The organism is Symbiopectobacterium purcellii, assembly GCF_019797845.1.
Classification (GTDB): Bacteria; Pseudomonadota; Gammaproteobacteria; order Enterobacterales; family Enterobacteriaceae; genus Symbiopectobacterium; species Symbiopectobacterium purcellii.
Genome location: NZ_CP081864.1, coordinates 1,799,723 through 1,813,276 on the forward strand (window position 1 = coordinate 1,799,723; position 13,554 = coordinate 1,813,276).

General features: G+C 52.8%; 16 protein-coding genes. All 16 read left to right on the forward strand.

Annotated features, from left to right (window positions below; all coding sequences use genetic code 11):
• Positions 1 to 188 precede the first annotated feature (188 nt).
• The 16 genes from K6K13_RS08380 to K6K13_RS08460 all read left to right on the forward strand — a co-directional run bounded on the left by K6K13_RS08380 (position 189) and on the right by K6K13_RS08460 (position 13,551).
• Positions 189 to 746: a hypothetical protein gene (locus K6K13_RS08380; protein ID WP_222160385.1), complete on the forward strand. Its 558-nt coding sequence runs from the start codon at positions 189 to 191 to the stop codon at positions 744 to 746.
• On the forward strand, positions 688 to 2,811 hold the full coding sequence (locus K6K13_RS08385) for a phage terminase large subunit family protein (RefSeq protein ID WP_222160386.1): 2,124 nt from the start codon (positions 688 to 690) through the stop codon (positions 2,809 to 2,811). Before K6K13_RS08380 ends, K6K13_RS08385 begins: the two co-directional genes overlap by 59 nt.
• An 8-nt stretch (positions 2,812 to 2,819) precedes the next feature.
• A complete protein-coding gene (gene gpW, locus K6K13_RS08390; protein ID WP_222160387.1) occupies positions 2,820 to 3,083 on the forward strand; it encodes a gpW family head-tail joining protein in 264 nt (87 codons plus the stop codon).
• Positions 3,083 to 4,720: a phage portal protein gene (locus tag K6K13_RS08395; protein WP_222160388.1), complete on the forward strand. Its 1,638-nt coding sequence runs from the start codon at positions 3,083 to 3,085 to the stop codon at positions 4,718 to 4,720. The genes gpW and K6K13_RS08395 overlap by 1 nt, the downstream gene beginning before the upstream one ends.
• Positions 4,717 to 5,586: a S49 family peptidase gene (locus tag K6K13_RS08400; RefSeq protein WP_222160389.1), complete on the forward strand. Its 870-nt coding sequence runs from the start codon at positions 4,717 to 4,719 to the stop codon at positions 5,584 to 5,586. Before K6K13_RS08395 ends, K6K13_RS08400 begins: the two co-directional genes overlap by 4 nt.
• 1 nt (position 5,587) lies before the next feature.
• A complete protein-coding gene (locus tag K6K13_RS08405) occupies positions 5,588 to 6,163 on the forward strand; it encodes a hypothetical protein (protein WP_222160390.1) in 576 nt (191 codons plus the stop codon).
• On the forward strand, positions 6,163 to 6,567 hold the full coding sequence (locus K6K13_RS08410; protein ID WP_222160391.1) for a head decoration protein: 405 nt from the start codon (positions 6,163 to 6,165) through the stop codon (positions 6,565 to 6,567). Before K6K13_RS08405 ends, K6K13_RS08410 begins: the two co-directional genes overlap by 1 nt.
• A 97-nt stretch (positions 6,568 to 6,664) precedes the next feature.
• Positions 6,665 to 7,714: a major capsid protein gene (locus K6K13_RS08415; RefSeq protein ID WP_222160392.1), complete on the forward strand. Its 1,050-nt coding sequence runs from the start codon at positions 6,665 to 6,667 to the stop codon at positions 7,712 to 7,714.
• A gap of 1 nt (position 7,715) precedes the next feature.
• A complete protein-coding gene (locus tag K6K13_RS08420) occupies positions 7,716 to 8,066 on the forward strand; it encodes a hypothetical protein (RefSeq protein ID WP_222160393.1) in 351 nt (116 codons plus the stop codon).
• A 2-nt stretch (positions 8,067 to 8,068) separates the two neighbouring features.
• The gene (locus K6K13_RS08425; protein ID WP_222160394.1) at positions 8,069 to 8,428 is read left to right on the forward strand and encodes a head-tail joining protein; all 360 of its coding nucleotides are present in this window, start codon (positions 8,069 to 8,071) and stop codon (positions 8,426 to 8,428) included.
• Positions 8,425 to 8,970 (forward strand): ATP-binding protein, encoded by a 546-nt coding sequence (locus K6K13_RS08430; RefSeq protein ID WP_222160395.1) that lies wholly within the window; start codon positions 8,425 to 8,427, stop codon positions 8,968 to 8,970. The genes K6K13_RS08425 and K6K13_RS08430 overlap by 4 nt, the downstream gene beginning before the upstream one ends.
• Positions 8,971 to 8,973: 3 nt before the next feature.
• Complete coding sequence (locus K6K13_RS08435) at positions 8,974 to 9,141, forward strand: DUF2635 domain-containing protein (RefSeq protein WP_222160396.1); 168 nt, start codon at positions 8,974 to 8,976, stop codon at positions 9,139 to 9,141.
• Positions 9,141 to 10,631 (forward strand): phage tail sheath subtilisin-like domain-containing protein, encoded by a 1,491-nt coding sequence (locus tag K6K13_RS08440; RefSeq protein WP_434064596.1) that lies wholly within the window; start codon positions 9,141 to 9,143, stop codon positions 10,629 to 10,631. Before K6K13_RS08435 ends, K6K13_RS08440 begins: the two co-directional genes overlap by 1 nt.
• Positions 10,632 to 10,640: 9 nt before the next feature.
• Complete coding sequence (locus tag K6K13_RS08445; RefSeq protein ID WP_222160397.1) at positions 10,641 to 11,009, forward strand: phage tail tube protein; 369 nt, start codon at positions 10,641 to 10,643, stop codon at positions 11,007 to 11,009.
• Position 11,010: 1 nt separating this feature from the next.
• The gene (locus K6K13_RS08450) at positions 11,011 to 11,280 is read left to right on the forward strand and encodes a phage tail assembly protein (protein ID WP_252120454.1); all 270 of its coding nucleotides are present in this window, start codon (positions 11,011 to 11,013) and stop codon (positions 11,278 to 11,280) included.
• Positions 11,281 to 11,418: 138 nt separating this feature from the next.
• Positions 11,419 to 13,551 (forward strand): hypothetical protein, encoded by a 2,133-nt coding sequence (locus K6K13_RS08460; protein WP_222160399.1) that lies wholly within the window; start codon positions 11,419 to 11,421, stop codon positions 13,549 to 13,551.
• The last annotated feature ends 3 nt before the right edge of the window (positions 13,552 to 13,554 follow it).

Genomic DNA, 13,554 nt, shown 5'->3' on the forward strand with positions numbered 1-13,554 from the left:
TGCGAGCCGCGGTGTTTTCCTAGCGACAAATTTTCAATTTGTGTCCCATGTCCCACCCTGACGAAAAACGTGCCAGCCCTTGCCGGTTGCGGGGTGCTGGCGATCTTTACCCTGGGACATTTGGTGTGGGACACAAAAAATGTCCCAGGTAATGTCCCAGCACTGAAAATGTCCCATCAGGATGTCCCATGACCACAATGACCCAGAGCGCCTACGCGCAACACGCACGCGTCGACCGTAAAACTATTGGCCGCTGGATTAAGTCAGGCAAGTTCATCGTGATGGATGGTGAGCTGATTGACGTTGAAGCTACCGACGCGGCGCTGGCAAAAAACCGGGATGGCAAAGATCTACGTACGTCCAACGCCAAAAAGAAAAAAACGGCTGACGTTTCCACCGAACAGCGAATTGAAAATGATGCTCAGGAAATGCTGCTGGTAGAAGGAGCAAGCCTGTCACGGGAAGAAGCCGCCAGGATAAAAGAGAACTACCTGGCCATGCTGACCAAATTGGAGTTTGAAAAAGAGAGCGGTCAGTTGATCGATATGGTCAAAGCCGAGGAGGTCCTTTTTATCGCCTTTCGTCAACAAAGGGATGCATGGCTCAACTGGCCTTCACGAGTCGCGCCGCTGATGGCCGCTGATCTGGATGTGCCAGCGGATAAAATGACAGAGGTGTTGATCGAACATGTCCACAAACACATTTCTGTCCTCGGAGAACCCGAGTTCAACCCTGGAGAAGATTGATCGCCTTTATTTAAGTGTTCGCAAAGCCTGGACACCGCCGCCTCGCATCAGTGTGCCCGAATGGGCAGATCGTTACCGTAAACTGGCACGTGAAGCCGGTAGCACATCAGGCAATTGGGAAACCGAGACGGTTGAAATAGCCCGTGGCCCTATGCTTGCCGCTACCGAGTCAGGTGTTCATGTGATTACGGTGATGTGCTGTACCCAGTTGATGAAAACCGCGTTGTTAGAAAACCTGTTTGGCTATTTCGCGCATCTTGATCCGTGCCCTATTTTGTTGCTGCAACCGAAAGAAGAGGCGGCAGAACAATTCTCAAAAGAGCGCATCAGCCCGCTGGTGCGTGTAACGCCGGTGCTGCGTAAAATCATTGGTGATTCGAAACAGAAAACGTCAAAAGAAACCATACTGTATAAAGCCTTTACCGGTGGTTTTCTGGCGCTGGCCGGGGCCGGTAGCCCTGATAACCTGGCGCGCCGTCCGATCCGCGTTCTGCTGGCGGACGAAATCGATAAATACCCGAAAACCCGCGAAGGGGACCCGATTACCCTGGCAGAGGAGCGTACCGCAACCTTTGGCCTGAATTGGTTATCGGTGCGTGCCTGCTCGCCCACGGTGGAAGATGAAAGCCGTATCGCAGACAGTTACGCAGAGTCCGATCAACGTCGGGCATCGGTGGTCTGCCCGCATTGTGGTCACCGCCAATTTCTGGATTTCTTCAAACACGTCCAGTGGCCGAAAGACGGTGATCGGCACATCAGCAAATCCGCGATGATTTATTGCGAATGCTGCGGCGCTGGATGGTCAGAGGGTGAGCGACTGCGTGCGCTGCGTACCCTACGCTGGCATCAAACCAAGCCCTTCGAATGCTGCGGTGAGAGGCATGCACCGCTGATGGAATATGAACAGCAATGGCGCGCGGGTGGCGCGGATGCAGTAGAAAAGGTCTGGCACTGGTCCGAATCTGATCGACATGCCGTTTACCGTGCCTGCTGCCCGGATTGTGGCCGGGAAGCGCTCGACAATCATCACGCCGGATTTCAGGCATCCAAGCTTTTCAGCCCCTGGCAGAAGGACAAACCGTCCGATATCGCAGAGAAATACCTACGTGCCAAAGGGGACCCCGACAAGGAACTGGCATGGTGGAATACTCAGATGGGCTTACCGCATCGGCCTAACCACGGCAAGCAGTTACCGGTAGATATTCTGCTGGCACGCCGTGAAGTTTTCGCGGCCCCAGTTGCTGACGCTGTGGCGGTACTGACTGCCGGTATTGATACCCAGGATGATCGCTTCGAGATTGAAGTGATTGGCTGGGGCAGAAACGAAGAGTCCTGGTCGGTGGCGCATGATGTTATTTACGGCGATCTGGAAACTGACGAACCTTGGAAACGCCTTGATGCCTATTTGAAACAGGTCTGGCGCCGTGGGGATGGGCGGGGGCTCACCATCATGGCCGCCTGCCATGACTCCGGCGGGCATCATACGCAGAAAGTGTACGAATTTGCCAAAGAGCGCCTTGGCCGCCGCATATGGGCGATCAAGGGGGAATCCGCACCAGGCGGCAAGCGTAACCCAGTCTGGCCGACCAAGCGCCCCTCATCGAAAAGTAAGGCGCAATTCAGGCCGATCATTATCGGTGTCAATGCCGCGAAAGACGTGATTCGTGGCAGATTGCATCTCGAACCACCTAAACAACAGGAAGCCGCACCGGGCTATATGCATTTCCCTGATGATCGGGACGTGGGGTATTTCAATCAACTGCTGGCTGAACGTCTGGTCTATAAAGTGGTTGCTGGTCAGCGTTTCAGTGTCTGGGAGGCTATCGCCGGGCGCGCTAACGAAGCGTTGGACTGCCGGGTGTATGGCTACGCCGCGCTCTGTGGGTTGATGCATATCGGGTTAAAACTGAATGTTCGCGCCGCGAATCTTGAGGCCAACCCCGACAAGTTGTTACCCCCCGCCGCGCAACCAGAAGAAAAAGTGAATTACGAGTTACCCGGCGCCGTTGTCGAAGAGCCAGCGCCGCCGCCGCGTAAGCGTCTGTCAAAACTCCTACCGCAATAAGGATCACCATGTTTAACCGAAACACCAGTTTGCTGGCTGGCGCGATGACGGATGACCAATTAAGAGATGCACTCACCAAGGCCCAGCAGGCTTACATTGATTTAGCGACCGGAACCCACGGTGTTTCGTTTTCCTACGGTATGGGGGACGGGACGCGCTCTGTGTCTTACCAACAGAGCACCTTGGCCGATTTGCTGGCATTGATTCAACTGTTGCAGGCGCAACTGGGGATTGTGGCGCGGCCAAGGCGACCAGCGAGGTTTCGATTCTGATGAATAAAGTACACATTCTCGGGCCGGATGGTAGCCCTTTGCGTCCAGCGCGCCCCAGTATGCTGACCGGTGGTAGCCGTGTTCCTTATGATGCTGCCGACTCCTTCAGCGATCAATTGGCGAACTGGCAACCGGCATTGTGGTCGCCGGACAATGAGATCAATATTTATCGCGACCGCATTGTATCCCGTGCACGTGATCTGGTGCGTAACGATGGCTGGGCCAACGGTGCGGTCACACGATTGTTAGATAATGCGGTCGGGGCCAATTTTCGCCCGATCATGAAGCCTGATTACCGTGTGCTCAAAATGATCACCGGCAATAAAAAATTTGATTCCACCTGGGCTGAGGAATACGGCAAAGCGTTGGAGGCACACTGGCGCACCTGGGCTTATGACACCGGGCGTTACTGCGATGTGGAACGCAAGCTGACCGTACCACAAATGCTACGCCTGGGTTTTCGCCACAAATTGATTGATGGTGACGCACTGGCGGTACTTCAGTACCGACTCGATAGGTTGGGGCGGGGTAAGGGGCGCTACGCCACCACGGTGCAAATTGTCGATCCTGACCGGCTCAGCAACCCGCAGCAAAATTTTGATATGCCTAATATCCGTGGTGGTGTCGAAATAGACGACGATGGCGCGCCGGTGGCCTATCACATTCGCGAAGCGCATATCGGCGACTGGTGGAGCGGCAAGAAAACCATGACCTGGAAGCGTATAGCGCGCGAAACCGGTTGGGGCCGTCCGCATGTGGTGCATGACTTTGACCATGAGCGCGGGGCGCAACATCGGGGTAATGGAATACTGACGCCGGTGATACAGCGCCTGAAAATGTTGGTCAAGTATGATCAAAGCGAGCTGGAGGCGGCGATCCTCAATGCCATCTTTGCCGCCTATATCGAATCCCCCTATGACGCGGAAATGGTCCAGGCCGCCATGGGGGAAAGCGTTGACGATTCCATCCTTGGCGCTTATCAAGATGGCCGTATTGAATTTCACAAAGATCGCCGCCTGACGCTGCAAAATGGCGCACGGATGCCCATTCTTTATCCGGGCGAAAAAATCACCACGGTGAATGCCGCTCGACCTTACAGTAATTTTGAGGTGTTTGAATCGGCGGTATTACGTAATTTCTCTTCCGGTACCGGCCTTTCACCGCAACAGGTGACACAGGATTGGTCTGATGTGAACTACAGTTCGGCGCGATCTTCCTTACTGGAAGCCTGGAAAACGCTGACACGGCGCCGGGATGACTTCTCCATTGGATTTGCTCAGCCGATCCTCACCGCGTTTGCCGAAGAGGTTCACGACAACGAGGATTTGCCGCTGCCCGCGGGCGCACCGGATTTTGTCGATGCGCGTGCAGCCTATTCTCGTGCGCGTTGGATGGGGCCGGGACGAGGTTGGGTTGACCCAGTGGCAGAGAAGAAAGGGGCAATTCTTGGCCTGGATGCAGGGCTCTCCACCCTCGAAATTGAGGTGGGGGAAAACGTCGGCGAAGACTGGGAAGAGGTGCTGGACCAGCGTCAGCGGGAAATTGAGTCTTGTGTTAAGCGGGGCCTCCCTTTACCCAGTTGGGCGCAGGCCGACCAGTTCGCCAGCCAAACGATTACTGATCCGGAGGAAAAGTGAATTTACCCCACCTTGCGCAGCGGATGTTCAATACACCGCTGGCCATTCATCCCAACAAAGCCGAAGTCATGATGGCGGCGGTTATGGACCGATTCGGCATTTCCAAAATTGAAGCCGCGCTGGCGATGGAGGATGACGACTACTACGGCTATGACGACAACCGTGAACGCAATACGCGACGTGACCCAGGCTACGACAACGTAGCGGGGGTGGCAGTCATTCCTATCTGCGGCACGCTGGTTCAAAAGTTGGGCAGCCTGCGACCCTATAGCGGCATGACTGGCTATGACGGCATTCGTCAATCCTTTCTTACTGCGATGCATGATCCTGATGTTAGCGGCGTTTGCCTGGATATCGACTCACCCGGTGGCGAGGTCGCTGGCTGTTTTGATTTGGTGGATGAAATTTATCATGCCAGGGGTGATAAGCCGATCTATTCGATTCTGTCGGAAAACGCCTATTCGGCGGCCTATGCCATCGCCAGCGCGGCCGACAAGATTTACGTACCGCGCACCGGGGGCGTTGGCTCGATCGGCGTTATCACCATGCACTTGGATTGGACGCAGCGTATCAAGGACGACGGGCTGAAAGTCACCATTGTGACTTACGGAAAACGCAAGGCAGAGGGCTCGCCCTATCGCGAACTGTCTGCTGAAGCGTTGGCCGCTATCGAGAGTGATATCAACACCATGGGGGAACTGTTTGTTAACACCGTGGCCCGTAATCGCGGCATTAGCGCAAACATTATCGAAAATACGCAAGCAGCCTGTTTTATGGCTGCGGGTGGTGTAGAGCTTGGACTGGCTGACGGAGTGATGACCCCAGATGCTGCGTTCAGAAAGTTACTTTCATTAACAGGAGCCTGATATGGCTAAGACCAAACCCTTTAGTTTTGCTCACCTTTTCGGTGGTGGCGCGAAAGCCGCTGAAGAGGATGAAGATAAAAAATCGCAAAAAGCCAAAAAGGCCAAAGGTCGCGCGGAAGAAGACGATCGCGACGAGGATGACACTGGCGCCGAAGAAGATGAACACGATGATCCTGACGCAGAAGACGACGATCCGGATGCTGAGGATGACGACAACGACACGGATGCCGAAGACGATGACGGTGATGACCGTAAAGACGACAAGGCAAGCCGCCAGGCTCGACTGGGTGAACGCCGTCGTTGTGCGCGCATCTTTGGCAGCAAATACGCTGCAGGTAATATTTCCTTGGCGGCATCATTGGCCTTTAACACCGGTATGAGTTCAACTGCGGCGATTGATGTGTTGAAAGGCAACCGGCAACAGCAACTACAAGGCTCTCGCCGTCGCTCCTTGGATGACCGCATGCAGTCCAGTGAACAGGTACGCCTGGGGCAGGATGGCACCAAACCAACCGGTAAATCAGCGCTGGTGCAAACCATGACCAGTCTCTACAACTCCACCAAGGGAGATAAATAATGGATCAGTTTGGTCAAAATCCATTTTCGCCGGGCATGCGCAGTTCGCTATTTGTTCCCGATCAGCTTATTGCCGGTCCGTTACAACTGATCACAGACACGGTGACAGTAACTGGTGGCGCGTTTAAGCGTGGTACCGTGCTCGGTATGGTCACAGAAAGCGGGAAATACACGGCATGCGTCAAGACGGCTACTGATGGCAGTGAAACGCCAGTGGCGATCTTGGTAGATAATGTTGATGCCTCCACCACTGATCAAGCTGGAGGTGTGTATCTGATGGGTGAGTTTAACCAAAATCGTATCATCACCGATGATTCCTGGACACTCGCGAGCATGAAAAGCGCGCTGCGTCCGTTGGCTATTTTCCTGAAAGACAGCATTCAAGCCCCAGTATCTGCTTCCTGATTTAATTCATCATCCCGGCACAATGCTTTAATCGGCAGACGTGCGCGCATTTCCAATCCATGCCGGCACCCTTTCCGGCATTACCATGAGACTGACTATGGATAATATTTTTGATACCAGCGTGTTGGTTCAGGTTGTTCCTAATCTGTTGACCAGCCAGAACTGGCTACTTGATAGCTTCTTCCCAAACGTAGTGACTTCTGATACCGAAGAAGTTGCCATTGATGTTGATGTCGGCCTGCGTCGTATGGCCCCGTTTGTTTCCCCGCTGGTGGAGGGAAAACTGGTTGAATCCAAAAAATACCAGACCAACAGTTTTAAACCTGCCTACGTCAAAGACTTACGTGCTCCCGACCTTCGGAAACCGATTCGTCGCCAGATTGGTGAGCGTATCGGCGGTGAATATACGGCTGCAGAGCGGGAAATGATCAACCTACAGTTTGAGATGGCCGATCAAATTGACATGATTAACCGTCGCCTAGAGTGGATGGCATCCAGTGCTCTGACCACCGGTACGGTCACAGTTACCGGAGAAGGGTATGAAACCCAGGTGGTGAACTTTGGGCGCTCTTCTGATCTGACCATTACCCTGAGTGGTTCTGATAAATGGCCATTGAGTGTCGCTGCAGGCACAACCAACACACAGCCTTCCGACGACATTGAAGAGTGGCAGACCCTGATCCTGAAAAACTCCGGTGCAGTCCCTACGGACTTGGTGTTCACCACTAAATCGTGGAAGGCGTTCCGTCTTGATACCACCATCAAAGACAACGCGATCACTTTCCCGAATATGAGTCCATTCGGTAATCAGATCAATGCGGGACCTCAGGCAAATAAGGGAGCCGTTTACAAAGGGCGTTGGGGTAACTTTGATCTGTGGCTGTATAACGATTGGTATATTGATCCGCTGGACAATATTGAAAAACCCATGATCCCGGACGGTGCCGTCATAATGAGTGGTGCCGACTTGATGGGAACCCGCGCATTTGGCGTTATTTTGGATCCTGAGTTTAATTACGGCCCCATGGCCTATGCACCTAAATCCTGGGTTGAAAAGAACCCAGCACAGCGACTGATTTTAACGCAGTCCTCCCCTCTGGTAATCCCCAGCCGAGTAAATGCCTCTCTTTGTGCAAAGGTGGTGTGAAATGGCGAAAACTGACAAAACCCAGGTAGCAGACGAAGACCTGAACGCCGGTGGGGAAACAACGCCGGTGGCGGCTAACAACAGCGCTGAAACGTCAACCATGGTTGAAGGCAGCAATAGTGATAGCACTGAAACACCGTTAACCAGTGAAGATGTGACTACTCCACAATATGTTGTGTTGAAGGGTAATCACGTCCGGCATGATGGTGAGGTATACCGTGAGAACGATACCATCCCAGTCAGCGGGTCTGATGCTGTGCGCTTGATGAACGCTGGGGTGATTGGCGATATCGAGGTGCTACGCCAGCGTACGCTATCGGCTAAGCCAGCAGTCAGTGTTTCGACGGAGTAACTATGGGCGTTAACTGGGACCTGCATCTTCTTGCACCCCTGCATGGCATTTTCGGCGATGAACACGAGTACCGGCCAAAAGATGGCGTCCCGTTCACAGTGAACGGGATTTTTGATCGTGGCTATGTTCAGGCTGCGGAAAACCTGGATGGCGACTCGGAAATTAATACCACCAATCCGGCGTTGGGTGTGCGTGATGCCGACTTTATTTCCTCGGGTTACGCCTTGCCGGTACAGGGTGATCGCGTCTTTATCAATACCGTCGGCGGTGTGCCGGTGAATCAACTTTTTATCGTTGCGGATGTGCAGCCGGACAGCCATGGCGGTTCGAAGTTGGTGCTCAACTTGGTGAAAAAACGATGAATGCAGCCACGGTTCGCCAACTGGTGGTGGAGGCGCTGCAAGGGGCGACGGACGCGGCGGATCGCGTGTATTCGCCGCGTGATTTGCCTACCACCCGTGATATGTACCCGATTCTACTGGTGCAAACCCCCTTTGACCTTAAACATTCGCAGGGACGCAACACCCCGGCATTTACCACCGTCACCACCGTTCGTATTACTGGCCGCGTGCAGGAATATGACGGTGAAACCGAAGACGATGGCGCAATGGAGGCGGAGTTAGCGTTGGAAGCGTTGCGAGAGCAAGTCGAGCGGGCGGTTATCAACAGTTATGACCTTACCCGGCACATCCAGCAATTTTCCCAAGTGCGTTCAACGATAGATATCGACGCCAGCGGCGAAGGCCACTTGGCCCAACTGCTGCTGGAGATCGATATTGAATACTACCAGGGGCCGGAAGATTTTTACCCCGTCGAAACCCATACGCTGCAGGGCGTTGATATCACTATCAAGATGCCGACGGGCACCAACCAACCCATCGTAAACATCGATCTCACGGAGTAATCCATGAAAGTCAAACCGACCGCCGGGCGCGCTGTGCGTGATCCGGTTAAAGGCACGCTTTTGCCCGAATCCGGTGCAGACGTGCAGGATTCGCCGTTCTGGCGTCGCCGTCTGCGTGACGGTGATGTGGAATTGGTGACGACCAAAACCAGTACCAAAGGGGACCAATAATGGTGTCATTCAGCAAAATTCCCAACCAGATTCGGGTTCCGTTGTTCTATGCCGAGTTTGATAACTCGCAGGCTAATACCGCCACGGCTACCCAGCGCACGCTGATTATTGGGCAACAGTTGGACAGTAGCAGCCAGGCCGCCAATATTCCGGCGCTAGCGTCTTCTGCGTCTACCGTGGCGGGTTTATACGGCGATGGATCAATGCTCCACTCCCTGATTGCTGCCTATTTGGCTAACGATAGCTCGGCGATCATTCATGTTCTGCCGCTGGCAGATGATGCAACGGCCATGACAGCGGCGACCGGCACCCTCACGGTGGCGTCCGCACCCTCCGCAACGGGCGTCATTTCCCTGTATATCGCTGGGGCGCGCGTCCAGTTAACGGTAACGGCAACGGATTCTGTCAGCGAGATAGCCACGGCACTCGCGGCAAAGATCAATGCCAAATCGGGAATGCCGGTAACGGCAATCGCCGCTGCTGCGGTGATTACGCTAACGGCAAAAAACCGGGGCGCGCATGGCAATGATATTGACCTGCGTTTGAATTATCAGGGCAGCACCGGCGGCGAATCCATGCCTAGCGGTTTGACGCTGACCATTACCGCGATGGCCGGTGGGCTGGGTGCGCCAGAACTGGATGATGCACTGGCTAACCTGGGGGATACCAGCTACGACTTTATCGTCAACCCCTACACAGACACCACCTCACTGGATGCGGTGAAAAGCTTCCTGGACGATTCAACGGGGCGTTGGAGCTATAACCAATTGCTGTATGGTCATGCGTTCGGCTGTGTGGCAGGCAGCTATGGCGTGTTAACCGCCAAGGGGGAGGCCCGTAACAATCAGCATGAAACCCTGCTGGGTGTTTATGGTTCACCAACCCCCGCCTATGTATGGACTGCCGCGTTGGTGGGTGCCATTGCCCCCTCAGTACGAAACGATCCGGGCCGACCGACTCAAACGCTGGATATTTCCGGTGTATTGGCACCGCCCAAGGAAAGTCGCTTTCAGTGGGCTGAACGCAATAACTTGCTGTTCAGTGGTATCTCAACCTTTACCGTAGCGGATGATGACAGTGTGCAGGTGGAAAATATCATTACCACCTACCAGAAAAACAGTTACGGCGCGGAGGATGACAGCTATCTGCAGATCGAAACCCTGTATCTGCTGATGTTCGTCACCCGCTATCTGAGAACCCAGATCACCTCCAAATTTCCTCGCATGAAGTTGGCTGCGGATGGCACACGTTTTGCGCCAGGGCAGGCCATCGTGACGCCCAAAATCATTAAGGCAGAATTGATCGCGCAATACACCACGCTGGAATATAACGGCTATGTCCAGGACACCGACGGATTTGCCGATGGGCTACTGGTGGAGCAAGACACTAGCAACCCGAATCGGGTCAATGTGTTGTGGGATGGTGTGCTGATCAACCAGTTACGCATTTTCGCCGTGCTCAATCAATTCCGCCTGCAAGCGTCGGCTTAAGGAGTCACCATGGCAGATACATCAAATCGTCTGGCGGGAACGGCGTACGTTACCGTGGATGGCCTCAGTATTATGGTTGCTGGCCAGTTTCAATATCGCCCGTCGGGTGTCGAACGCACCACGTTAGTCGGTATGGACGGGATCCATGGTTATAGCGAAAAACCCACATCCGGGTTTATTTCGATTCAGGTGCGAGATAGCGGTGGTACCACTGTTTCCGATTTTAATGGCATGACCAACGTCACGGTCAGCGCTGAACTGGCGAACGGGAAAACTATCCTGGGTACCGCTATGTGGTCGGTAAATACCCAAGACGTTGAATCAGAAAATGCCACGCTTACCCTTCGTTTCGAAGGTGGTAGCGTCAAGGAGTACTAAGATGGAAAAAACCAAAATCATTCCATTATCGAAACCGTTAGACGATAAGACGCAGAAAACCGCCTGGGAACAGATTGAACTGCGTGAACCTGCTTTGTTGGAAGTTGAGCAGTTCTACGACAAACAGACCAAATCAAGTTCACTGGCTGCGATGCGCTTACTTATCTCTCTGGTTTCTGGTGTGCCTGAGTCTGCACTGGGGCGAATGGCATTCACCGATTATCGCGAGTGTGAGGGTTTTTTGTTGGGTTTTTTGACCTACGAGAAATAGAAGCGTGGCGCGAACTGGCTGCTGATATCACGTTATATTTCCATTGGGAACCTGATGTCGCCTGGGGGATGACCTACACAAAGCTACAATGGTGGGCATCCCAGGCAAAACGTATTGCAAAAATAAAGGCGAATAATAATGGCTAATGCATTCGATTTTGAGTTGACAGCTAATGATCAAGCTAGTGCCACGGTTATTCGCATAGAAGAAGCCATTCGTCGTATTAACCCACAATTAGATAAAACCAAGGATGGTTTAAAACTGGGAGGTAGTGAGTCAGTTGATAGTGTGGCTAAAATCAATAAAGTTATGGACGGCTTGGGCCGGTCGGCGAAGGATAGCGTTCAGTTTATCGGCGACATAGTCCCACCGTTGAAGATGATCACCGGTCTGACGGCCGGGTTGGGTGGTGTGGCTACAGCCATAAATGCAGCGATGAAGGGCATGACCAATTTTGCTAATTATGGGTATCGTATGGATACCACAGCAAAAAATATAAGTATGTCTACCAGGGCGCTCCAAGAGTTGACCGGTGCGATGGTTGAAAATGGATCGAAGCGTGAGGATGCAGAAAATGCACTGGTAGACCTGTTTAATAAGGCCGGTGATGCCAAGCGCGGGCAAAACGCTGGGTTTATGGGGTTGTTATTGCAGGAAGGAATAGACATCCATCCCACTAAAGAAGGGCTGGTGGATATTGGCCGATTGATTGATGACATTAACCAAAAAATGCAGACCCTGTCTCCCGGAAAACAGGCGTTGTGGAGCCAGAAACTGGCTTTATCTCCCGAATTACTGAGTTATTTGCGTAATACCACAGAGCAGGTGCAAAAACTTAAGGATCAGGCACAACGTGATGGGCTGATTCTCAGCGATAAAGACGTGCAAAATGCCGTGGCCTTTCGGCAAAACATTAATGAAATTTCATCCCGTTACGATGGGTTGATTTTAAAATCTCAGGCATGGTTGGGAAAAGAATCAGATAATCCAACCTCGAAGGCCCTCAGAGAAATGAAAAAACATGATAAGGATGATGAAAATCAGTTTTATCATGGCGATAAACAACAGGACATGATGGCCCGAGCAAGAAGGGATAAAGAATTTAAAGATGCTTTAACGTTTAAAGAAGGGGTCGAGCTGGCCATTGGGCGCCCAGGTAAACCGTTGCAAGATAAATTGAACCGTAAATATTCAATAGATTGGACGGCACAGCAATTGCAAAAGGATATGGCAACGGTTAACCCCCCCAGAGTTTATGAACCTGCCAATCCAGCCAATGGCCCTTTCAACGAACCAAGCAGTAAGACACTGGGGCTGCGAAATAATAATCCGGGCAATCTGAGAACTGCACCCAATACAACCGGGAGCAATGGCGGTTTTGCCACCTTTGCTTCTCCAAACGATGGCTTGGCGGCGATGGCGCGCCAACTGATGTTATATGGTGATCGCGGGACCAGCAGGTTAAACGATATTATTTCTACCTACGCCCCCCCTCGTGAAAATGACACTCGATCTTATATTAGGGCCGTTTCGCAAACAACAGGGTATGAACCGTCACAACCGCTGAACCTGCATGATCCCGCCACGCTACAGACGTTAATGGCAGCGATGATCAAGCATGAGAATAAAGCTCAGCCATTCAGTGGCCGCGATATAATGAACGGGATCGCTAACGCAACACATGATGCTCGCTGGAGCGGGTTACGTGATAGCAATAACCTTTACGCTCAGCGTAATCAAAACCTGTCTACGCCAACCGGTAAAGAGCAGGGGCAGCGGGATGAACGCTGGAACGCCTTGGGTGGGCGTGACACACTGTCGCCTGTGCGTAATCAGAACTTGGATGATCCACAGTGGAGATCACAAAGACAGGTGAGCAACGGGGGAGAAGACCCTCTGCGTGACACAAATCTTTTCTCCTTGGGTAAACAGAGCCCCGTGCGGTGGGATAACGACGACCACTACCCTGAGCGCAAGCAGCACACCAATGATCCGATATTCAGCCCGTCAGTGCCGGAAGATGAACGCCAGGTTGGGCAGTCTGATGCTACAGTGAATCAACAAAATCAACAGAATGCCAGCGATTCCATTTTCAGGCAGCAAGATCAAGGTCGTGGGGATGTTATCGCTGATAAGGTATCCAATGCGATTCGCTCTGTGCTGGTGGACAACAAGATGCAGATCGAGGTCACGCTGGTGGATGACAAAACCGGAGAAAAGAAAACGTTCTCCGGCACAGGTCCAAAAATATCAACGGCTATGCAATGGTAATGG

Coding starts and splice junctions, on each gene's coding strand:
- K6K13_RS08395 (WP_222160388.1), top strand. CDS start 3,083: ATGAATAAAGTACACATTCTCGGGCCGGATGGTAGCCCTTTGCGTCCA.
- K6K13_RS08430 (WP_222160395.1), top strand. CDS start 8,425: ATGAATGCAGCCACGGTTCGCCAACTGGTGGTGGAGGCGCTGCAAGGG.
- K6K13_RS08385 (WP_222160386.1), top strand. CDS start 688: ATGTCCACAAACACATTTCTGTCCTCGGAGAACCCGAGTTCAACCCTG.
- K6K13_RS08435 (WP_222160396.1), top strand. CDS start 8,974: ATGAAAGTCAAACCGACCGCCGGGCGCGCTGTGCGTGATCCGGTTAAA.
- K6K13_RS08460 (WP_222160399.1), top strand. CDS start 11,419: ATGGCTAATGCATTCGATTTTGAGTTGACAGCTAATGATCAAGCTAGT.
- K6K13_RS08450 (WP_252120454.1), top strand. CDS start 11,011: ATGGAAAAAACCAAAATCATTCCATTATCGAAACCGTTAGACGATAAG.
- K6K13_RS08415 (WP_222160392.1), top strand. CDS start 6,665: ATGGATAATATTTTTGATACCAGCGTGTTGGTTCAGGTTGTTCCTAAT.
- K6K13_RS08425 (WP_222160394.1), top strand. CDS start 8,069: ATGGGCGTTAACTGGGACCTGCATCTTCTTGCACCCCTGCATGGCATT.
- gpW (WP_222160387.1), top strand. CDS start 2,820: ATGTTTAACCGAAACACCAGTTTGCTGGCTGGCGCGATGACGGATGAC.
- K6K13_RS08440 (WP_434064596.1), top strand. CDS start 9,141: ATGGTGTCATTCAGCAAAATTCCCAACCAGATTCGGGTTCCGTTGTTC.
- K6K13_RS08380 (WP_222160385.1), top strand. CDS start 189: ATGACCACAATGACCCAGAGCGCCTACGCGCAACACGCACGCGTCGAC.
- K6K13_RS08405 (WP_222160390.1), top strand. CDS start 5,588: ATGGCTAAGACCAAACCCTTTAGTTTTGCTCACCTTTTCGGTGGTGGC.
- K6K13_RS08420 (WP_222160393.1), top strand. CDS start 7,716: ATGGCGAAAACTGACAAAACCCAGGTAGCAGACGAAGACCTGAACGCC.
- K6K13_RS08445 (WP_222160397.1), top strand. CDS start 10,641: ATGGCAGATACATCAAATCGTCTGGCGGGAACGGCGTACGTTACCGTG.
- K6K13_RS08410 (WP_222160391.1), top strand. CDS start 6,163: ATGGATCAGTTTGGTCAAAATCCATTTTCGCCGGGCATGCGCAGTTCG.